A 20,098-nucleotide genomic window follows, 5' to 3' on the forward strand; every position below is an offset into this window, starting at 1 on the left:
CTAGAGGCAATTTTGCGGCTGTGGATAACTCGCCGGTTTTAAAGCACCTACCGCGACTCAAGGTGACGTATCAGCTAAAAACTGTGGAAATAGTGCGGTTGGTACTTTCCTGAACGCGTGGTTTCTAGGGCATCCCGCCTGTAAATAGATGATGACCCACGCCTCGGGGGGGTGTGCGCGGGTCATCGGTAACCCGGCATCGGGGGGGTGAGCCGGGGCAGGCCGCACTGTATATCGGGGCCTTGCAAGGCTCATTATGACATGTAAGAGACAGGTTGACAACAGCAGCAATCCAGCTTGTTTCCTGCATTTGTTGGATTGCACCGATCCTCTTGCCGCAGCCACGCAACACCTTTAACATTGGCCACAACATGAATGATGCATCCAGCCACCACCGCAGCGGCGAGGCTCCCGTAGACCAGGCCGCCGATTACGCACGCGTGGCTGCGTTCTTCGATCTAGACAAGACCATCATCGCCACATCTTCCGCTTTCGCCTTTGGCAAAGAGTTCATGCACAACGGGCTCATTACCCCAGCGGAGGCGCTGCAGATGTCGATTGCAAAAGCAAGCTACATGTTCGCGGGGCACTCCAGCCAGCAGATGGACGCCACTCGCGATCAACTAGCCGCAATGATCGCCGGTTGGTCCGTCGCGGAGGTACACAGCATCGCCAAAGAGACCATGCACAACGTGGTCACGCCCGCCATCTACGCAGAGGCCCGGGAACTCATCAATTTCCATCAAGCAGCCGGCCACAAGGTAATCATCATCTCGGCTTCGGCTGCCACGCTCGTGCGCCCCATCGCTGAAGAGCTAGGCATCGAACGCGTAGTCGCTACCGAGCTAGAAGAGGTGGACGGCAAGTTCACCGGAAAGATTCTGTACTACTGCAAGGGCGCAGCAAAAGCTCAGGCCATTGCGGACTTCGCTGCGGAATTAGATATCGACCTGGATGTCTCTTTTGCCTATTCTGATTCCGCCACCGATATCCCGATGCTAGCTCTGGTTGGCCACCCAGTGGCGGTCAATCCCGATCGCCACATGAAAAAGCATGCCCTGGAACATGGCTGGGATATCCGCACCTTCAAGGATCCGGTTCCGCTATTTACGATGCCGGGCGCAAAAGAAGTAGGCATTGGATCTGCCGTCGTCGCTGGCATCGCAGCGGTTGTGGCCGCAGGGCTCTGGCTCAACCAGCACCCGGATTTTCTGCGTGCCCCAAAGTCCAGCGCCTAGTGCCAGCTTCTAGGCCGAGCGCGCGATTCCATCCGCCTCCACGCCGCCGGCAGCCCAGGCTGCAAGCAAAAACTCCAATGCGGGCCCGGGATTTTCCGAATATTCTCCTATGACCTGCCAATACTGCGCGCTATGGCGGTTGTAATAGGTCTCCGGTACGGCGAAGCCACGCGGATCGAATCCGCTATGGATGGCTGCCAGGCGTGCGGCAACCATTCCAATCAAGTTACTGCGTGGGCCAAATACCTCATAAGCCGCAATTTCCGCGTGCACCACGACGGGCAGCAGGCGGTCGAAGGCAACGCCGCTTCCTCCACTTACAAGACGAGAAAGGGCTTGTACGCGTGCTGCTTGTGCGCTGTTTGGCATTCCCGTGCCGCCGGCCGCGACGTCGAGACGCGCAAGCACCTGCAACGGGGCACGGGCAAAGGTACGCACCGTGGTTGCCTGAACCTCCGGGGCCAAGAGACTATAGGCGCTAATGGAATTGGCCAGCGGCCCTTCCATTGCGTCTTCAGCAGTTAGATCGGGGGATAGATCGGGCGCAACATTGGGCGAAATTTTGAGCCCATCTACAAAGACCGCAGCACGTGCACCCCGCATCGCCGATTCCGCAGAAATGACATCAAATTTCCGTAATCCAGCAGGACGGCGGTGCGCGCGAGAAATTTTCTCGACCGCACGCGCGGCTGAATTTTCCACACCGGGTAACGCAAAGAGCGGGGCCAACGGGTCTTTTTCTGCCATATCCTCTAGGATAGACCTGTGCGGCCACTGCGATTCCTCACACACGCAGCTGTCAGGCTTCATTACTATGGCCAATACAGATTTAGACAAACGCTAGGAGTATTTAACCGTGAGCAACGACGGACTATTCACTGACGGTGCGAACCAGTTCGCCCCAAAGGTCAACGCTATCCCGCTTAGCGACGCCGATAGCTCGAAGCGCGGCGAGGCCTCCGTTGGCCAACTGGTCTCCAACGCTACCGAGCAGATGTCTCAGCTCGTCCGCTCCGAGGTCGAGCTCGCCAAGACCGAGCTGGCTCAGTCCGCTAAGAAGGGCGGCATCGGTGCTGGCATGTTCGGCGTTGCCGGAACCGTTGCGCTTTATAGCTCTTTCTTCTTTTTCCTCTTCCTCGCCGAGCTGCTTGACAAGTGGCTCGACCGTTGGGCCGCATTCCTGATCGTCTTCCTCATCATGCTGGTGATCGCAGCCGTCGTTGGCTTCATCGGCTTTAAGAACATCAAGAAGGTCAAGGCACCCGAGAAGACCATCGAGTCCACCAAGGAACTAAAGAAGCTGGTTCCAGGCAAGGCTTCCAAGTCCGTCGAGCGCGGTTTGTACACCTAAAGCTTCTACCTTGAGATTTTTCTTCGCTTAGTCCGCCCGAGCTTGCTTTTGCTCGGGCGGGTTTAGCATTTAATAGGCGAGTTTGCTTTTCGCCGCCCCCGTCTCTCCCACCCCTTCTTGCTGCAAGCTGCCTCATCTGGTGAAAGGAACCACATCTCATGGCCCAGACTCCAGCACCCTTGTCGCCCTCGGTGGTTGAGCTAGACGGACCATTCAAACACGAGTACATCCATACCCGCGGCATTCGCCTCCACGTTGCAACCGCAGGTTCTCCAAGCGATCCGCTCGTACTTTTCCTACACGGCTCTTTCGGCGGCTGGTTCGATTTCAAAGACGCCATCGCCCCTTTGGCCGCACAAGGCTTTCACGTTGCTTCCCTCGACATGCGCGGCTTTGGCCTTTCCGATAAACCGCCAGTCGAAGCAGGCCAAGATATACGCGCAGTGGTTGGCGACGTCACCGGCGTAATCCAAGCCTTGGGCCACGATGCAGCCTTCTTGGTTGGCGCAGATGCCGGTGGCGCAATTGCCTGGGCGGTAGCTAGCGAGCGCCCAGAACGCACGCTTGGCTTAGTTTCCATCTCTTCTTCCCACCCGGTCGATCTGCGCCGCGCGATGGCGGCACGTCCCTGGGACTTCGGCTGGCTCCTTTTGCGCGCCGCCCTTTGCCGCTTGGGCGGACCACTCAGCCGCCGCAACCCTCTCCTTTATGCCTCAAGCTATGAAAAAGAGCTGGCCCTCAACACCGACTCGAGCTTTTCGCACGACGCACGCAACCAGATTGCGCAGCTGCGCATTACCGCCTCACAAATCGGCAATGTACGCCGCGGCATCTTGTGGAACCACCGCATGCGCACTGCTGTTCCGCCATTAAGTTGGATCGACTCCTCGGTGGAAGCACCCATTCTTTATTTTCATCCCGCTCAGCAACTATGGCGCCCGCTTATTCGCCGCGCGAAAAACCGCTGCCTTGGTACCTTCGAAGAAAAGACCATTCCGCAGACTAAGAATCTGCCACACATCGAGGCCCCGGGCGTTTTCGTCGAGACCCTTCAGCAATGGCTTGCACCCTTAAGGGAACAAATTGCGAAATAAGTAACAATTAATACTTTCAGAGCGCCACCCCACAAAGGGGTGGCGTTTTCTTTATGTATTCGCACAAAAGTCCTGTACAGATAATACTATCTGCCGACTTATAGTTTTCATCACACGCTTATAATTTTCAAATCCTTGAATGTGCGCGCAGCCACAGTGTAACTTCAGTTCCAACCTTTCAAGGTTCATCAATGTTCACTCAAGGCTCGACCTAATTCGGAGGTCTCTCCCCGTTATGACGATCAAAAAGACGTTCGCTGTAGTTTCTGCAGCCTCCCTAACCCTGGCCCTCGCGGCATGCGGTAGCGATAACGGCTCCGCGAACGGCTCCGGCGGCAACTACATCACCGCATGGGGCAGCGAACCCCAGAACCCGCTGATCCCGGCAAACACCAACGAAACCGGCGGCGGCCGCATCGTTGACAGCATCTACTCGGGCCTCGTGTACTACGACGCGGATGGCAAGGCGCAGAACGAGATCGCAGAATCCATCGAGCCGAACAAGGACAACACCAAGTTCACCATCAAGCTCAAGAAGACCAACTTCTCCGATGGTTCCCCGGTTACCGCAAAGAACTTCGTTGACGCGTGGAACTACGCAGTGGCAAACGATCAGCTCAACGCTTCCTTCTTCAGCAACATCAAGGGCTTCAAGGAGGGCGTAAAGGAGCTCGAGGGCCTGAAGGTAGAAGACGATTACACCTTCACCGTCGAGCTCAACAACCCTGAACAAGACTTCCCAGCACAGCTGGGTTACTCCGCGTTCTACCCGCTCCACGAGTCCGCCTTCGATGACCTGGAGGCCTTTGGCCAGAACCCAATCGGCAATGGCCCGTACAAGCTCGCCGAGTGGAACCACAACCAGGACGCTACCGTCGTTCCGAACGAGGAGTACAAGGGTGGCCAGAAGGCTGCTAACGACGGCGTTAAGTTCGTCTTCTACACTTCTAACGACGCCGCCTACGCCGATCTGCTCTCCGGCAACCTGGATCTTCTCGACGCCGTCCCAGATGCCGCCTTCGACGTCTACGAGTCCGACCTGGGTGAGCGCGCATCCAACCAGCCTTACGCAGGCTTCCAGTCCTTCACCATCGGCGAGAACCTTGAGCATTTCTCCGGCGAAGAGGGCAAGTTACGCCGCCAGGCAATCTCTTACGCAATCAACCGTGACGAGATCACCGAGACCATCTTCAAGGGCACCCGCACCCCAGCCAAGGACTTCACCTCCCCTGTTCTGCCGGGCTACTCCGAGGACATCGAGGGCAATGAGGTCTTGAAGTATGACCCAGAAAAGGCCAAGGAGCTGTGGGCCAAGGCCGACAAGATGAACAAGTGGTCCTCGCCTTCCTTCGAGATCGCCTACAACTCTGACGGCGGCCACAAGAGCTGGGTTGACGCAGTCTCCAACTCCATCAAGAACACCTTGGGCATCGAGGCAGTTGGCGCGCCTTACCCGGACTTCAAGTCCCTGCGTGATGAAGTCACCAACCGCACCATCAAGACCGGCTTCCGCACCGGCTGGCAGGCAGACTACCCATCCATGGGTAACTTCTTGGCACCGCTGTACCAGACCGGTGGCTCTTCTAACGACGGCGACTACTCCAACGAAGAGTTCGACAAGCTCCTGGTAGAGGCAGCAAAGTCCAGCTCCCAAGAAGAGGCTAATGCCAAGTACAAGGAGGCCCAGGCAATCCTGTTCGAGGACCTGCCGGCCATCCCACTGTGGTACCCGAACGCCACCGGCGGCTTCTCCGAGGCCGTAAGCGACGCTAAGTTCAGCTGGAAGGGCGTACCGGTCTACTACGAAATCACCAAGGAGTAACCCTCCTTCCGCTCATGGCACCTGCTCCGCCTCGGCGCGTTCGAGGCGGAGCAATGCCATGCCCGCCCCTTTCTCGGTTTGCACATCCCACAGTTTCTGTTACGGACTAGGCCCGTTATTGACAAGGCCCCCGCGCACTACCCCTCTAATAATTCGATAACGCCTGCATATTGCACATTGAGATAGGTCACAAACTACGATTTCCTATAGCCAGACAGGCGACAGATTTTAATAAACGCGTAAGCAGCCTCTGCCACAGCGTAAATACGCACGGACCCGCCAGGTTCCACGCGGCGTCGGCAAGCGAATGTACACAACTAGTAAAGGACGACACTATGTTGCGCTATATCGGGCGACGAGTGCTCCAGATGATCCCGGTGTTCTTCGGAGCCACCCTGCTCATCTACGCACTGGTTTTCTTGATGCCCGGTGACCCGGTCGAAGCCCTCGGCGGCGACCGCGGCCTCACCGAGGCAGCTCGCGCCAGGATCGAGGCGGAATACAACCTCGACAAGCCATTCATTGTCCAGTACCTGCTCTACATCAAGGGCATCTTCATGCTGGACTTCGGCACGACCTTCTCCGGCGTCCCGGTCACTCAGGTCATGGCTAATGCCTTCCCCGTCACGGTGAAGCTGACGCTCATGGCCATCGTCTTCGAGACGGTCTTCGGCATTCTCTTCGGCGTCATCGCCGGCATGCGCCGCGGCGGTTTCTTTGATTCCACCGTCTTGGTCGTGTCCCTCTTGGTTATCGCCGTTCCTTCCTTCGTCATTGGCTTCGTCTTCCAGTACCTCATCGGTATTAAATGGCAGCTGCTGCCCGTAACCGTCGGCGCTAAGGCTTCCTTCGAAGCCCTGCTCATGCCGGCCACCGTCCTGGGTGCGCTGTCCCTGGCATACGTCATCCGCCTGACACGTCAGTCTGTGGCCGAGAACCTACGCGCTGACTACGTACGCACCGCGCGCGCAAAAGGTCTTTCCAGCGGGGCTGTTACCCGCCGACACGTGCTGCGCAACTCGCTTATCCCCGTTGCCACCTTCATCGGCGCCGACATCGGTGCGCTGATGACCGGCGCCATCGTCACCGAAGGAATCTTCGGCATCAACGGCGTCGGCGGCACCATGTACCAAGCCATCCTGCGCGGCGAGCCGACCACAATCGTCTCCTTCACCACCGTGCTGGTGATCATCTACATCATCGCCAACCTGCTGGTTGACCTCCTCTACGCAGTACTCGACCCGAGGATCCGCTATGCCTAAACTCGACAAGACCACCCAGTACCCAGGCCAGGAGCACTTCATCTCCGACGTCGACGAGACCGGCCTCGGCGCCGTCGACGCTGTCAAGGATGAATCCGCCCCTTCCTCCCAGTGGGGCGAAGCATGGCGTTACCTGCGCCGCCGCCCATTGTTCTGGGTCGCCGCCGTGATGATCACCTTGGCGATTCTCCTCGCGCTCTTCCCCGGCCTTTTCACCAATACTGACCCGCGTATGTGCGAGCTCTCCAAGTCGCTCGACCCAGCAGAGGCAGGCCACCCATTCGGCTTTAACCGCCAGGGCTGCGATATCTACGCCCGCGTTATCTACGGCGCACGCGCATCCGTGATCGTCGGTGTTTTGACCACCCTCCTCGTGGTCATCATCGGTGCCCTAGTGGGCGCCATAGCCGGCTTCTTCGGCGGTTGGATTGACGCTGTTCTCTCCCGCATCACCGATATCTTCTTCGCCATCCCGCTGGTGTTGGCGGCCATCGTTGTCATGCAGATGTTCAAGGAGCACCGCACCATCATCACTGTGGTTCTCGTACTTGGCTTGTTCGGCTGGGTATCCATCGCCCGCATCACCCGCGGTGCCGTTGTATCCATCAAGAACGAGGAATTCGTCCAATCCGCGCGTTCCATCGGTGCTTCCAACGCCCGCATCCTGTTTAGCCACGTCCTGCCGAACGCTGCGGCTCCGATCATTTCTTATGCCACCGTCGCGCTGGGCACCTACATCGTTGCCGAGGCCACGCTGTCCTTCCTCGGCATCGGCCTGCCCTCCACGTTCGTCTCGTGGGGCGGCGACATCTCTGATGCACAGGCCTCCCTGCGCATGAATCCAGCCGTTTTGTTCTACCCGGCAGGCGCTCTGGGCCTGACCGTTCTGAGCTTCATCATGATGGGCGACGTCGTCCGCGACGCCCTCGACCCGAAGGCAAGGAATCGCTAATGAATAAGCCACTTCTTGAAATGAAGGACGTCCACATCTCCTTCGAGTCCTCCACCGGCACCGTCGAGGCAGTACGTGGCGTCAACATGACCATCTACCCAGGCCAGTCCGTGGCAATCGTGGGCGAGTCCGGTTCCGGTAAGTCCACAACCGCGATGTCCATCCTGGGACTTCTGCCGGGCACCGGCAAGGTGACGAAGGGACAAATCCTCTTCGAGGGTGAGGACATCACCCACTACAACGACAAGCAGTTCGAGGCCCTGCGCGGAAACAAGATCGGCTTGGTTCCGCAGGATCCAATGTCCAACTTGAACCCGGTCTGGCGTATCGGCACCCAGGTCGAAGAGTCGCTGAAGGCTAACAACGTGCTGGAGGGCTCCGAGCGCGAAAAGTGCGTCGTGGAGATCCTGGAGGAAGCAGGGCTTCCCGACGCCGCGCGTCGCGCCAAGCAGTATCCACACGAGTTTTCTGGCGGCATGCGCCAGCGCGCACTCATCGGCATCGGCCTGGCTGCGCGCCCAAAGCTGCTGATTGCCGACGAGCCCACCTCGGCGCTGGACGTGACCGTGCAGAAGACCATCCTGGACCACCTGGGTCACCTCGCTGAAGAGCTGGGCAACGCCGTGCTATTTATTACCCACGACTTGGGCTTGGCGGCAGAACGCGCCGAGCACCTCATCGTGATGCACCGCGGCCGCATCGTGGAGTCTGGTCCTTCGCGCGAGATTCTGCGCGATCCGGAGCACCCATATACCCAGCGTCTGGTTACCGCAGCGCCTTCCTTGGCTTCCTCGCGCATCCGCGCTGCCCAAGAGGCAGGCGTGGAAAGCACAGAGCTCAAGGCCGCGGCTTCGCACAGCGCCAACATCGAAGATGAAGCCGTCATCTCCGTGCGCAACCTGAACAAGGAATTCGATATCCGCGGTCAGCGCGGCGAGAAGAAACTGCTCAAGGCAGTCGACGACGTCTCTTTTGATATCCGTCGCGGCACCACCATGGCACTCGTGGGCGAGTCTGGTTCGGGCAAGTCCACCGTGGCAAACATGGTGCTGGGCCTGCTCTCCCCGACCTCCGGCACCATCGAGTTCGAGGGCAAGGACACCTCGAAGCTGTCCAAGAAGGAGCTTTTCCAGCTGCGCCGCAAGATGCAGGTGGTCTTCCAGAACCCATATGGTTCCTTGGATCCGATGTATTCCATCTACAAGTGCATCGAGGAACCACTCGCGCTGCACAAGGTGGGTAACCGCAAAGAGCGCGAGGCCCGCGTTGCAGAGTTGCTCGACATGGTGGCAATGCCGCGTTCTGCGATGCGCCGCTACCCGAACGAGCTTTCCGGTGGTCAGCGTCAGCGTATCGCGATCGCTCGTGCCTTGGCCCTGCACCCAGAGGTCATTGTTCTCGACGAGGCGGTCTCCGCACTCGACGTGCTGGTCCAAGACCAGATCATCAAGCTCTTGGCGCAGCTGCAGTCCGAGCTCAAGCTGTCTTACCTGTTCATCACCCACGACCTAGCCGTGGTGCGTCAGACTGCCGACGACGTCGTGGTTATGCGCAAAGGCAAGGTCATGGAGGCTGGCACCTCCGAGGCCATCTTCAACAACCCGCAAGAGGAATACACCCGCAACCTCATCAACTCGGTTCCAGGCATGCACTTGGAGATTGGCACGGGCAGCAACTTGGGGCTGACCAAAAGCTAGCTAGCAACGCAGCTGCCGGTGTCTGCCGGGCTCCGCAGCTGCGTGATATCGCCGATGTGGTTTTTTACCTCGTCGGCGGTAAGAGCGTAGCCGGTCTCCGCATCATCCACGGAAGCGCCGAAGACCACGCCCAACACCTGGCCCATGTCATTGACTATCGGGCCACCTGAATTTCCCTGGCGAATGGTGCCGCGCACCGTATAAGCATCACGCTCGACGCGGCCCTTGGAATAGATATCCGGCCCAGCAATGGTGATGCGCTCGCGCACCCGCGCCATGCCGGCGTCGAACGGCCCGGAGTGCGGGAAGCCCATGACCATTACGTCATCGCCGGTATCTGCCGGTTGTTCAGCCCACTCAAGCGGAGCAATTCCCAGGTTCTTGCTGTGCAGCACAGCAATATCGACGTCCGGGTTGTAATAAACCACCTGCGCTTCGCGCAGCCCCAACACGGTATCGAGGTGCACCTTCTCAGTGCCGGCTACCACGTGGGCGTTAGTGATCACGTAATCATCGGCCGCGACGAAGCCGGAACCCATCAAGCGGCGGGAGCAAACCTCTGCGTCGCCAAGCACGTGAATAATTGATGGACGCAGCTGCTCTACCAGCGCAGGATCGTTCACGTCCTGTGGCGGCGCGGCCACCTCGACGGCTGAGTCGGAAGTCTGCCACGGCGAGACCAGCGGCGGCAGGCCGGATTCATTCAGCATCGCCGCGACACCATTCGGCAACGCAGCCAGCTGCGTAGGCGCCACCCCATTAAGCGCCGTCAGAATGCGTGATTCGCGCAAGGCCTTGCCTGGGGTACCGCCCACATTGGAGGCCAAGGGCAGCGAAACCAACCAAATCACAAAGATCGCAGCCACTGCCTGGAAGCCGGCACCGATGAAAGAATCCACGCGCTGCTTTTGCCGGGTCCGCATTCTATCGCGCAAGCGCGCACCGATGCTTGCGCCGATGAGCTGGCCGACGCCCACGAGCAGAATAAGCACGCCGATGGCCAGCAGGAAGCGCAAAGCCGCTTGGTCCGTAAGCTGCATGGCAACGGGGGCCAGCACCGTGCCCAACACAACGCCTGCCACGATGCCCACGAAGGAAAGCACGGCAGAGATAGCTCCTTGGCGCCAGCCCGCCACCAAGGCGAGCAATACGGCGACCATGATCAGGAGGTCTAGGGCGAGGGTCAGGGTCACGGGAGGAAAATCTTTCTTTTTCTATTGTCTAAGAAGAGCCGTAAGTAGCCTGCGAAAGCTAAAACATCTTCTCATTATTCCGGGAGCGGCTTAGTGCGCCGTGCAGATCATGCACGGAATTGTTATCCCATGTGCGCTCCCACCCAGCGTGCTCCAATATTGTTGCCAGAATTCCGGCAGTAAACCCCCACACGAGGTAGTCATTCGTATAAAAGGCCGGGCCATGCCACGGACCGAAGCCCACCAACAAACGATTCTTCGGCTCCGCGAGCTCACGCAATGGATACCAAAACACGTCATCGGTCTCTTCCGGGCTGGCAGCCCAGACCTCGCCCGGGGAGTGCCAGTAGGCCAAGACCGGGCTTACAGGGTTACCCGTTGCACGAATATGCAACTGCTCCCACACTTCCAGGGCAGTCACACTCGCGCGCTCCAGCCCGGTTTCTTCCCAGGCCTCGCGTAGTGCAACGTCGACAAGCGTGGCGTCTTCTGGGTCCCGCCGTCCGCCAGGGAAAGCAATTTGGCCTGAATGAGAGCGCATGGTGGGCGAACGGTGTGTGAGCAGCACTTCCCCATCCTTAAAACTAGAGCCTTTGAACAGGACCAAAACGGCAGACTCACGCCGCACCGGTGGTGTGGTTTGGGTAAAGCGATCCGCATCCCGGTTGCCGATTCGCTCCTGCACCGCCCGCGCATCCACGCCTAAGGCAGGACGCAGCCACCCCGGCGCTCGTTCTGGAAAGACCGTGCGTTCCCGCGTGCTCATCGCAGGGCCTCCTCCACGGCCTTCTCCAGCTCTTCCTCCGACTTAAAAGGCTTGACGTACTGCTTTTTCACCTCGCCCTTATAGGCCACGACGGTGACCGGGATGACGCCGGGAAGACCCAGGGTGCCGGCGAAGGAATTATCGGAGTCTTGGTAGCTTGCGAGATTCACGCCGAGGTCTTCCAAAAAGGCCGCGCCATTTGCTGCATTCTTATCCGCATGCACTCCCACGACGGACCATTCGGGATGCTCATCCGCAATCTGGCGCACATACGGCAGCTCAGCTCGGCAAGGCTCGCACCACCAGGCCCAGACGTTGATGACCTGCACATCCTTTGCCTTCCCCTTGGCCTGCGCGCCCAAGCACTCAAGTTCTACTCCGGCGACCGGCCCTTCCGGACACGCCGGGCGCTTGGCGACGTCCGCGTTCGCGCCAACACCCGCAGTAGCGCTCTGGTCCGCGCCTTGGGCCGCATTCTGGGCCGCATTCTGGGAACTGTTTGAGGCACTGTTTGCGGAATCCTGGCCTGCGCCCAAAAGGCTGCGTGCTCCAACAAAGGCCACCAAGGCAACAAGCACTGCTGCGATGAGCGAACCGATGACATAAACGTTGGGCCTGTTCATGCGCAATACCTTACTGCCCCTACCGGACATCAGGAGGTGCGGCGCCCGTAGGACACAAATGACGCACTACACAGGCACCGCATTGCGGGGAACGCGCATGGCAAACACGGCGGCCATGGAAGATGATGCGATGCGAAAACATCGTCCATTCTTCCTCCGGCAGCAGCTGGGCTATGTCCTTTTCAATCTGCAGCGGCGTCTTGGATTCGCTCAAAGCCATGCGCTGCATGAGCCTTCCGAAGTGGGTATCCACAGTAATCCCCGGCAGCCCAAAGGCATTGCCACGTACCACCAGCGCAGTCTTGCGGCCCACGCCGGGCAAAGAGGTCAGCTCCTTAATCCCGGTAGGGACTTGCCCATCGAAATCGGCCATGATTTTCTCGCCGATGCCCAGCAAGTGCCCCGCCTTCGCGCGCTGAAAGCCCAGCGGGCGCAAAACAGCCTCCAGGTCGGCCCTTCGGGCCGCGGCATAATGCGCGGCAGAGGGATACTCTTCAAAAAGCTCCGGGGTAACCTGGTTGACCCTGGCATCGGTGCATTGTGCCGAGAGCACCGTGGCTACGAGCAGCTCTAGGGGATTGCGAAAATCTAGTTCGCATTCGGCGTCGGGGTACTCCGTTGCTAGCAGGTCATTGATGCGCGATGCACGGCTAGCGGGCGATGACTCAGACATCTTTCCTACCTTAGTAGAATGGCGGGCATGGTCTCACTGGTTATCATCGTGCCCGTCGCCCTCGCACTGTTTGCAATCCTCATGGAAAAGCTTGAGGCGAAGGTCCTCGGAAACTAAGAAATTTCTTCGCATACGCCCCTGACCTCCTCTAAGCTGTGACAATTTTTCACGAGGTTAGATAAAGTGACAAATTACACTGTAGGATGAGATGAGTTACATAGGGGCGCGCGCCTGTATCGCTAGAACACATCTAGGTTTTCGTTACACACGCGTCAAATGCTTGGAAGAGTTCTGAGCATTTCAACACCACTACCCCCCATTGACTTCAAGGAGTAAATCGTGGAAGGCGTACAGGACATTCTTTCTCGCGCTGGCATTTTCCAGGGCGTTGATCCCGTCGCGGTACAGAACCTCATTGAGCAGATGGAAACCGTCCGATTCCCGCGCGGAACCACCATTTTTGATGAAGGCGAGCCCGGTGACCGTCTCTACATCATCACCTCGGGCAAGATTAAGCTGGCCCGCCACGCTCCGGATGGCCGCGAGAACCTGCTGACCGTCATGGGCCCTTCCGATATGTTCGGCGAGCTCTCCATCTTCGATCCAGGCCCACGCACCTCCTCCGCAGTCTGCGTCACCGAGGTGCAGGCAGCCACCATGAACTCCGAGATGCTCAAGCAGTGGGTCGCTGATCACCCTGCCATCGCCCAGCAGTTGCTGCGCGTTCTGGCTCGCCGCCTGCGCCGCACCAACGCGAACCTCGCGGACCTCATCTTCACCGACGTTCCGGGCCGCGTTGCTAAGACCCTGCTGCAGCTGGCTAACCGCTTCGGCGTGCAGGAAGGTGGCGCACTGCGCGTCAACCACGACCTCACCCAGGAAGAGATCGCCCAGCTGGTCGGCGCTTCCCGCGAGACCGTCAACAAGGCTCTAGCTACCTTCGCGCACCGCGGTTGGATCCGCCTCGAAGGCAAGTCCGTCCTCATCGTGGATACCGAGCACCTGGCAAAGCGCGCTCGCTAATAGCCTTAAAACTAAAAGTAATCTCCCAGCTTCCCTATTCAGGAGGCCGGGAGATTATTTTTAGTTTTAGCGGTTTTGTTCAGGCAGTTTATTTGCCCCGCCTACTTGCGCGCAGCTAAGTACTTCAAAGTAGTACGAGTGGACTGCTCAGCTGCATGCCGCAGAACTGGGTCAACGTCGTCATACATCTCATCGACCAAAGTCTTGAGATCAATGTCCTCGCCCAAGCGGCCGTGGATTTCCTTGATCTGCTCAAGACGGTGGTAGCGACGGTCAATGTACTTGCGCGCAACCTGGGAAACATCATCCAAATCTGGGCCGTGGCCAGGCAGCAGCGGGATATCCTTGCCGCGCTCTTCCAGCATGTCCAAGGTCTTCAAGTATTCGCCCAAGTCACCGTCGGTCTCAGACAGCAAGACGGTGTGGCGGCCGGCAATGGTGTCGCCGGTCATGATTCCCTCGAGCTGAGAATCCTTGGCAACTCCAGACCACACAAAGAAAGAGGTGGAATCCGCAGTGTGCCCTGGGGTGTGGACCACCTCTAGCTGCGGGGTGATTCCGTCGACGGTGATAATTTCGCCGTCGACAAGCGCCTCTGCTCCATTGCAGTAGTTCGGGTCGAAAGCGCGGATCGGCGCACCGGTGAGCTGGCGAAGACGCTGCGCACCCGATGCGTGATCATCGTGACGGTGGGTAACCAAAATCAGCGCCACCTCGCCAGCGTTAGCGCTGACAACGTTGAGGTGACCTTCATCTTCTGGGCCCGGATCAACAACGATGGCCCTGGAATCTTCGTTAGCGCGAATGATCCACGTGTTGGTTCCCTCAAGTGCCGTGTAGCTTGGGTTGTCACAAAGAACAACGCCCACGGATTGAGTCACGGGACGCAATTGGCTGTATGCAGGATGCTCCATGGTTACTAAGCCTATCCGATCACTTAGAAATTTCTATGATAACTTCAACCTCGACGGGCGAGTTTTTCGGCAAAACGGCCACGCCCACAGCCGAGCGAGCGTGAGTGCCAGCCTCTCCGAATAGCTCTCCGATGAAGTCAGAAGCACCGTTGATAACAGCAGCCTGCTCCACAAAGTCAGGTGCCGAAGCCACGAAACCTACAACCTTGACCACGCGCGAGACGTTGTCTAAGCCAACAACAGAATCGATAGCTGCGAGAGCATTCAGCGCTGCCACCCGGGCGTATTCTTGCGCATCTTCAACAGATACCTCTGCGCCGACCTTGCCGGTGGCAGGCAGATTGCCGTCAATTACAGGCAACTGACCGGAGGTCCACACCTGATCTCCTACGCGAACTGCAGGCACGTAGGAAGCAAGCGGCTTTGCCACCTCAGGCAGTGAATATCCAAGATCGGCTAGGCGCGTGAGATAGCTCATTACTGCTCCACCTCACGCTTGAAGTAAGCCACGACATTTTCCGGATTCATGCCGGGAGTGATGGTAACCAGCTCCCAACCATCTTCACCCCAGGAATCGAGGATCTGCTTGGTCGCGTGAGTCAGTACTGGCGCGGTAGCGTATTCCCATTTAGTCATAGGCCATATTCTACCGGCCTAAGGGCAAAAATGGCGCGTTAACCAACCCTGCGATTTGGTTAAATACCGATGAGTTCGCCGCCCTCAGCTAGGTAGTGTGCCCAGCTGGTGATGTGCGGGTTCTTGCGCAGCAGCGCACGGCGCTGGCGCTCAGTCAGGCCACCCCATACGCCAAATTCCACGCGGTTATCGAGGGCATCGGCACGGCATTCATTGAGCACCGGGCAGTGGCGGCAAATTACAGCAGCCTTACGCTGCTCGGCTCCACGGACAAACAATGCGTCTGGGTCACCGTTACGGCACTTTGCTTGAGTTACCCATTCACCGCGCTCGGTCGCACTTGCAGACTTAGACGCTCCCGTTACCTTCAGGCTTACGGTCATGACTGGGTAGCTCCTTCCTCTACTACCTATTCCGCGGCTTTGGGAATAATTTTTATGAAACCCCATGCAAGCAGCGCAGCCGCTTGTAAGATGTTTCAGATTGCGGAATATTATGTAACAACGGTAAGTGTATTCACACGCGTAAGCACTTGTCTAACACGTCACACTTTAGGGGGGAGTTCATTCTTCCCCGCTCACAGTTTCACCACGTAGGGTGTTTCTCGTGACTGTCATCAAATCCCTGGGAAAAATTGCCCTCTCCACGGTTCTAGTGGGGGCGCTCATCGCCGTAGTAATTGCCCCCTTTGCGGGTCTTTCTGGTGTGGCAATTGCCCGTACCAACGACACCATGCAGTCCGATCTGCAAGATCTCACTGCTGGCGACGCCCCGGGCGTATCCACGATTTTGGACGCCAAAGGCAACAGCCTGGCCTATATATATGAGCAGCGTCGCCACCCTGTTAGCGCCGAGAAGATTTCCAAGCCGATGAAGCAGGCAATCGTCGCAATCGAGGACCGCCGGTTCTACGAGCACGAGGGCGTTGACTTCCAAGGCAATTTCCGTGCCCTTTGGAGCAACTTGGCTTCCGGCGGCGTCTCCCAGGGCGCTTCAACTTTGAACCAGCAATATGTAAAGAACTACCTGCTGCTGGTCAATGCCAAAACGGAGGAAGAACGCGCCGCCGCCATCGAGCAATCGGTACCGCGCAAGCTGCGTGAGATGCGCATGGCAACGGACCTCGATAAGAAGCTGGACAAGGAAGAAATCCTCAGCAATTACCTGAACCTCGTCCCCTTCGGCAATCACGCCTACGGCGTCGAGGCCGCTGCGCGCACCTATTTTGGCACCCATGCTTCTGAACTCACTGTGCCACAGGCAGCGATGCTGGCCGGCATGGTCCAATCCTCTGAGTACCTCAACCCCTTTACCAATAAGGACGAGGTGCTCTCGCGCCGCAACCTCGTGCTGCAGTCCATGGCAGATAGCGGTTCCATCACCCAGGCAGAGGCCGATAAGTACGCCCAGCAAGATCTCGGCGTACTCGATAAGCCTTCCCTGCTTCCTAACGGTTGCATCAGCGCCAAGGATCGTGGCTTCTTCTGCGATTACGTCATCGAATACCTAGAAGAAAAGGGCATCTCCCGCGAGCAGCTCGCCCGCGGCGGCTACACCATCCGCACCACGCTGAACCCGGACGTACAAGACCAAGCACTCAATGCGGTGCGCTCTCAGACAGACCCCAATACACCCGGTGTCGCCGAGGTAATGAACGTGGTCGAGCCCAGCAAGTCCAACCGCCCAGTGCTCGCCATGGTCTCCTCCCGCACCTATGGTCTGGACCTCGACAAGAACGAAACCATGCTCCCGCAGCCGCACTCCCTAGTGGGCAACGGCGCCGGCTCGGTCTTCAAGGTCTTTACCGCCGCTGCCGCTCTGGAGTCTGGTTATGGCATCAAAAATCAGCTCGATGTCCCAACTCGCTACGAAGCAGAGGGCTTGGGCTCCGGCGGTGCCGCGGGCTGCCCACCTAACCGCTATTGCGTGGAAAACGCCGGCAACTACGCCGCGACCATGACGATGCAGGATGCCTTGGCGTTCTCGCCGAATACGACCTTCATCAAGCTCATCGAGCAGGTCGGTGTGGAGCACGTAGTAGATATGTCCGTAAAACTGGGCCTGCGTTCCTATGGCGAAAAAGGCAGCTACGACAAGGACACCTCGATCGCCCAACACATCAAGGAATCCAACCTGGGTTCTTACACGCTTGGACCGACTGCCGTAGATCCGCTGGAGCTGGCTAACGTCGGCGCCACCTTGGCCTCGGAGGGCATGTGGTGTGAGCCTAACCCGATCAGCAAGATCACGGACAAGGACGGCAACGAGGTCTACCTCAAGGTTCCGAATTGCGAGCGCGCCGTCAACAAGGACATCGCCAATACGCTGACCAACAACATGACGGCCGATACCGAAAAGGGCACTGCCTCTGCCTCCGCACAGATGATGGGCTTTAACGGCAAGGCTGCGGCAAAGACTGGTACTACAGAGTCCAATCAGTCCTCCGCATTCCTGGGCTTTAACTCCGCTATATCTGCCGCTCCTTATATCTACAACGACGGTACCAACACCTCCTCACTGTGTACCAGCCCGGTGCGCCAGTGTGGTTACGGCGATCTCTTCGGCGGCCTTGAGCCCGCGCGTTCCTTCTACTCAATGGCCTCTAGCATTCCGGCCGCAGCACAGGGCACGGTTCCGAATTACAACAAGGCTTATGACGAGGGCAAGGTCAATTCGCTCTTCGACAGCCTCCGCGGCAAGTCCGAAAGCGAGGCTCGCTCCAAGCTAGAGGCCGAGGGCTATGAGGTAAAGATCTCGCAAGTACAGGGCAACGGCGTGCCTTATGGCCGCGTGGTCCGCGCGATTACTGGGCCAAGGGGCCTCAAGAAGGGTGCGGAGGTCACTTTGCAGCTTTCCGACGGCACTTCTGCCGCACCTCCACCTTCCTCCAACGGTAGCGGCCAAGGCGCCGAAGCAGCACGGACCGGCACCGGCGGTGCCAACTCGGCCCCTTCCGGCGATCAGCAACAGCAGCAACCCGCGCCGGAGCCGCTCATCCGTCAGGAAGACATCGACGCCGTCGCTAACGACATCCGCAGCTTCTTCGGCCTCTAGCTTCTAGAGAAGCTAGAAGGGCATAAAAAATACCGCTCTATGTATTTAAGGCACTCCGATCGCGGAGATTGAACGCCTTATTTGCATAGAGCGGTACGCGTTTTTAGGGCTTAAGACAGCTTTGCCTTTACAGCCGCGGAAAGGCGCTTGCCATCAGCGCGGCCAGCGGCCTTCGCGGTGGCAACCTTCATCACATTACCCATCTGCTTGATGGTTACGGTCTCACCGGTTTCTGCTTCTACCTCAGCGATGGCCTCGCCGACGAGGGTGTCCAGCTCGGCGTCGTCAAGCTGCTCTGGCTGGTAGGCCTCGAAGTAAGGGACGTCGGCAAGCTCGGCGTCGGCCAGCTCCTGGCGGCCATTTTCTGCGTATACCTCAGCGGACTCGCGGCGCTTCTTGATTTCGCGTGCGATGACCTTGAGTACGTCTTCATCGGTTAGTTCATGGCGTGCGCCATTGGTTTCTTCTGCCTGAATTGCAGCGAGCAGGGCGCGGATAGCGCTGGTGCGTTCCTTCTCGCGGGCCTTCATTGCGGTCTTCAGATCTCCACGAATGGTTTCTTTAAGCTGGCTCATGTACTTCAATCTACGCCAGGTAGGCTTGATTAGGTGAAGATTCTCCCGATTATGGGCGGCATTGCCGCCGCTGGCCTTGGCACCCTGGCGTGGGGTTACACCGAACTGACCAAGTTTGAGCTGAAAGAGTACACGCTGCCGCTGCTGCCTGCGGGCACTTTGCGCGGTGAGGAAGAGTTCCGCATCCTCCATATCTCGGATCTGCACATGATTCCGGGGCAAGAAGCAAAAATTGAGTGGGTTGCGGCGCTGGATAAGCTGAATCCCGATTTGGTGGTCAACACCGGCGACAACCTGTCGGACCAGGGCGGCGTGCCCGATACGCTGCGCGCCCTCGGCCCGCTGCTGAACCGACCAGGCCTGTTCGTCTTCGGCACCAACGACTATTGGGCGCCGCGTCCGGTCAACCCATTCAAGTACCTGTTGGGCCGCAAGCGTGAGCCTTCCTACGTTGACCTGCCATGGAAGGGCATGCGTGCGGCATTCATTGAGCGTGGCTGGCACGACGCCAACCAGGCTCGCGTGGAATTCAAGGTGGGCGACGTCAAGCTCGCCGTCGCTGGCGTGGATGATCCGCACCACGACCTTGATGACTATTCAGAGATCGCCGGCGCCCCCAACCCGGATGCGGACCTGGCATTGGCACTGCTCCACGCCCCTGAGCCGCGCGTACTTGAGCAATTCGCTGCCGACGGCTACCAGCTTTCCCTATCCGGCCACACCCATGGCGGCCAGATCTGTCTGCCGGGCTCCCGCGCACTGGTCACTAACTGCGGAATCGACCGCGCTCGTGTCCAGGGTCTGCATGACTTCGGCCCGATGAAGATGCACGTTTCCAACGGCCTCGGCACCTCGAAGTTTGCCCCTGTGCGCATCTTCTGCCGCCCTTCCGCGACGCTGCTGCGCATCACCGAAGTTGCCTAGCGCCGCATCTGCCCTCACATGCTAGAGTCCCCGCTCAGCTGGCGTTTTGTTGTTCACCCTCAGGCTGCGTTAAAGTATTCGGGTACCGCGTAAGACGGTTTCCGGGATATGGCGCAGCTTGGTAGCGCGCTTCGTTCGGGACGAAGAGGTCGCAGGTTCAAATCCTGTTATCCCGACCAATACAATCAGCACAAGCTGACAGAAATGGTCGCTGCTTCACACAGAGCAGCGACCATTTTCTTTTTCCGCCGCCGCCCGCCGGTCGGCTTCCCGGGATATACGACAAAAAGTGTGTCTTTTT

Annotated in this window: 20 protein-coding genes and 1 tRNA gene; 11 read left to right on the forward strand and 10 right to left on the reverse strand. The window is 58.5% G+C overall.

Annotation, left to right across the window (positions count from 1 at the left end):
- Positions 1–371 precede the first annotated feature (371 nt).
- The gene (locus tag HMPREF2888_RS07990; RefSeq protein ID WP_083296628.1) at positions 372–1,238 is read left to right on the forward strand and encodes an HAD family hydrolase; all 867 of its coding nucleotides are present in this window, start codon (positions 372–374) and stop codon (positions 1,236–1,238) included.
- A gap of 9 nt (positions 1,239–1,247) precedes the next feature.
- Here the strand turns inward: HMPREF2888_RS07990 and HMPREF2888_RS07995 are convergent, their stop codons facing one another.
- The gene (locus tag HMPREF2888_RS07995) at positions 1,248–1,985 is read right to left on the reverse strand and encodes a hypothetical protein (RefSeq protein WP_061920207.1); all 738 of its coding nucleotides are present in this window, start codon (positions 1,983–1,985) and stop codon (positions 1,248–1,250) included.
- Positions 1,986–2,094: 109 nt separating this feature from the next.
- Here HMPREF2888_RS07995 and HMPREF2888_RS08000 point away from each other — a divergent pair, with 109 nt between their 5' ends.
- The 6 genes from HMPREF2888_RS08000 (at position 2,095) to HMPREF2888_RS08025 (ending at position 9,416) form a co-directional block, all read left to right on the forward strand.
- Complete coding sequence (locus HMPREF2888_RS08000; RefSeq protein ID WP_061920205.1) at positions 2,095–2,589, forward strand: phage holin family protein; 495 nt, start codon at positions 2,095–2,097, stop codon at positions 2,587–2,589.
- Positions 2,590–2,747: 158 nt separating this feature from the next.
- Positions 2,748–3,683 carry an alpha/beta fold hydrolase gene (locus HMPREF2888_RS08005; RefSeq protein ID WP_062042566.1) on the forward strand — a complete coding sequence of 312 codons (936 nt, stop codon included), beginning with the start codon at positions 2,748–2,750 and terminating at the stop codon, positions 3,681–3,683.
- A 235-nt stretch (positions 3,684–3,918) separates the two neighbouring features.
- Entirely contained in the window at positions 3,919–5,505 is a 1,587-nt protein-coding gene (locus tag HMPREF2888_RS08010) for a peptide ABC transporter substrate-binding protein (RefSeq protein ID WP_062042569.1), read from the forward strand.
- Between the two features lie 335 nt (positions 5,506–5,840).
- The gene (locus HMPREF2888_RS08015) at positions 5,841–6,767 is read left to right on the forward strand and encodes an ABC transporter permease (protein ID WP_070432341.1); all 927 of its coding nucleotides are present in this window, start codon (positions 5,841–5,843) and stop codon (positions 6,765–6,767) included.
- On the forward strand, positions 6,760–7,719 hold the full coding sequence (locus HMPREF2888_RS08020) for an ABC transporter permease (RefSeq protein WP_061920197.1): 960 nt from the start codon (positions 6,760–6,762) through the stop codon (positions 7,717–7,719). Before HMPREF2888_RS08015 ends, HMPREF2888_RS08020 begins: the two co-directional genes overlap by 8 nt.
- Positions 7,719–9,416, forward strand: coding sequence for a dipeptide ABC transporter ATP-binding protein (locus tag HMPREF2888_RS08025; RefSeq protein WP_062036154.1), 1,698 nt, complete (start codon positions 7,719–7,721; stop codon positions 9,414–9,416). The genes HMPREF2888_RS08020 and HMPREF2888_RS08025 overlap by 1 nt, the downstream gene beginning before the upstream one ends.
- Here the strand turns inward: HMPREF2888_RS08025 and HMPREF2888_RS08030 are convergent.
- Genes HMPREF2888_RS08030 through nth form a run of 4 tightly spaced genes read right to left on the reverse strand, consistent with a single transcriptional unit; the run spans position 9,413 to position 12,671 of the window.
- Positions 9,413–10,609: a MarP family serine protease gene (locus HMPREF2888_RS08030; RefSeq protein WP_201040623.1), complete on the reverse strand. Its 1,197-nt coding sequence runs from the start codon at positions 10,607–10,609 to the stop codon at positions 9,413–9,415. The genes HMPREF2888_RS08025 and HMPREF2888_RS08030 overlap by 4 nt on opposite strands.
- Positions 10,610–10,667: 58 nt before the next feature.
- Positions 10,668–11,375 carry an NUDIX hydrolase gene (locus tag HMPREF2888_RS08035; protein ID WP_061920192.1) on the reverse strand — a complete coding sequence of 236 codons (708 nt, stop codon included), beginning with the start codon at positions 11,373–11,375 and terminating at the stop codon, positions 10,668–10,670.
- A complete protein-coding gene (locus HMPREF2888_RS08040; protein WP_061920190.1) occupies positions 11,372–11,998 on the reverse strand; it encodes a TlpA family protein disulfide reductase in 627 nt (208 codons plus the stop codon). Before HMPREF2888_RS08040 ends, HMPREF2888_RS08035 begins: the two co-directional genes overlap by 4 nt.
- Positions 11,999–12,017: 19 nt before the next feature.
- A complete protein-coding gene (gene nth / locus HMPREF2888_RS08045) occupies positions 12,018–12,671 on the reverse strand; it encodes an endonuclease III (RefSeq protein ID WP_061920188.1) in 654 nt (217 codons plus the stop codon).
- A 339-nt stretch (positions 12,672–13,010) separates the two neighbouring features.
- Between nth and glxR the strand changes: the two genes are divergently transcribed.
- The gene (gene glxR / locus HMPREF2888_RS08050; RefSeq protein WP_061920186.1) at positions 13,011–13,694 is read left to right on the forward strand and encodes a CRP-like cAMP-activated global transcriptional regulator GlxR; all 684 of its coding nucleotides are present in this window, start codon (positions 13,011–13,013) and stop codon (positions 13,692–13,694) included.
- 101 nt (positions 13,695–13,795) lie between these two features.
- On the opposite strand, the gene HMPREF2888_RS08055 is transcribed toward glxR, so the two are convergent.
- Genes HMPREF2888_RS08055 through HMPREF2888_RS08065 form a run of 4 tightly spaced genes read right to left on the reverse strand, consistent with a single transcriptional unit; the run spans position 13,796 to position 15,627 of the window.
- Positions 13,796–14,608, reverse strand: a complete 813-nt coding sequence (locus tag HMPREF2888_RS08055; RefSeq protein WP_061920184.1) for an MBL fold metallo-hydrolase — start codon at positions 14,606–14,608, stop codon at positions 13,796–13,798.
- A gap of 19 nt (positions 14,609–14,627) precedes the next feature.
- The gene (locus HMPREF2888_RS08060) at positions 14,628–15,086 is read right to left on the reverse strand and encodes a RidA family protein (protein WP_070432342.1); all 459 of its coding nucleotides are present in this window, start codon (positions 15,084–15,086) and stop codon (positions 14,628–14,630) included.
- Positions 15,086–15,244 (reverse strand): Sp36 family protein, encoded by a 159-nt coding sequence (locus HMPREF2888_RS12760; RefSeq protein ID WP_086892235.1) that lies wholly within the window; start codon positions 15,242–15,244, stop codon positions 15,086–15,088. Before HMPREF2888_RS12760 ends, HMPREF2888_RS08060 begins: the two co-directional genes overlap by 1 nt.
- Positions 15,245–15,303: 59 nt before the next feature.
- Positions 15,304–15,627, reverse strand: coding sequence for a WhiB family transcriptional regulator (locus HMPREF2888_RS08065; RefSeq protein ID WP_061920180.1), 324 nt, complete (start codon positions 15,625–15,627; stop codon positions 15,304–15,306).
- Between the two features lie 223 nt (positions 15,628–15,850).
- Here HMPREF2888_RS08065 and HMPREF2888_RS08070 point away from each other — a divergent pair, with 223 nt between their 5' ends.
- Positions 15,851–18,298, forward strand: coding sequence for a transglycosylase domain-containing protein (locus HMPREF2888_RS08070; RefSeq protein ID WP_070432343.1), 2,448 nt, complete (start codon positions 15,851–15,853; stop codon positions 18,296–18,298).
- A gap of 110 nt (positions 18,299–18,408) precedes the next feature.
- Here HMPREF2888_RS08070 and HMPREF2888_RS08075 read toward each other — a convergent pair whose 3' ends face one another.
- Positions 18,409–18,873 carry a GatB/YqeY domain-containing protein gene (locus tag HMPREF2888_RS08075; RefSeq protein ID WP_061920175.1) on the reverse strand — a complete coding sequence of 155 codons (465 nt, stop codon included), beginning with the start codon at positions 18,871–18,873 and terminating at the stop codon, positions 18,409–18,411.
- Between the two features lie 51 nt (positions 18,874–18,924).
- Here HMPREF2888_RS08075 and HMPREF2888_RS08080 point away from each other — a divergent pair, with 51 nt between their 5' ends.
- Complete coding sequence (locus HMPREF2888_RS08080; protein ID WP_275437124.1) at positions 18,925–19,797, forward strand: metallophosphoesterase; 873 nt, start codon at positions 18,925–18,927, stop codon at positions 19,795–19,797.
- A 102-nt stretch (positions 19,798–19,899) separates the two neighbouring features.
- Positions 19,900–19,976: transfer RNA gene (locus tag HMPREF2888_RS08085), tRNA-Pro, on the forward strand.
- The last annotated feature ends 122 nt before the right edge of the window (positions 19,977–20,098 follow it).

It is taken from the genome of Corynebacterium sp. HMSC077D03, from assembly GCF_001808545.1.
Lineage (GTDB): Bacteria > Actinomycetota > Actinomycetes > Mycobacteriales > Mycobacteriaceae > Corynebacterium > Corynebacterium simulans.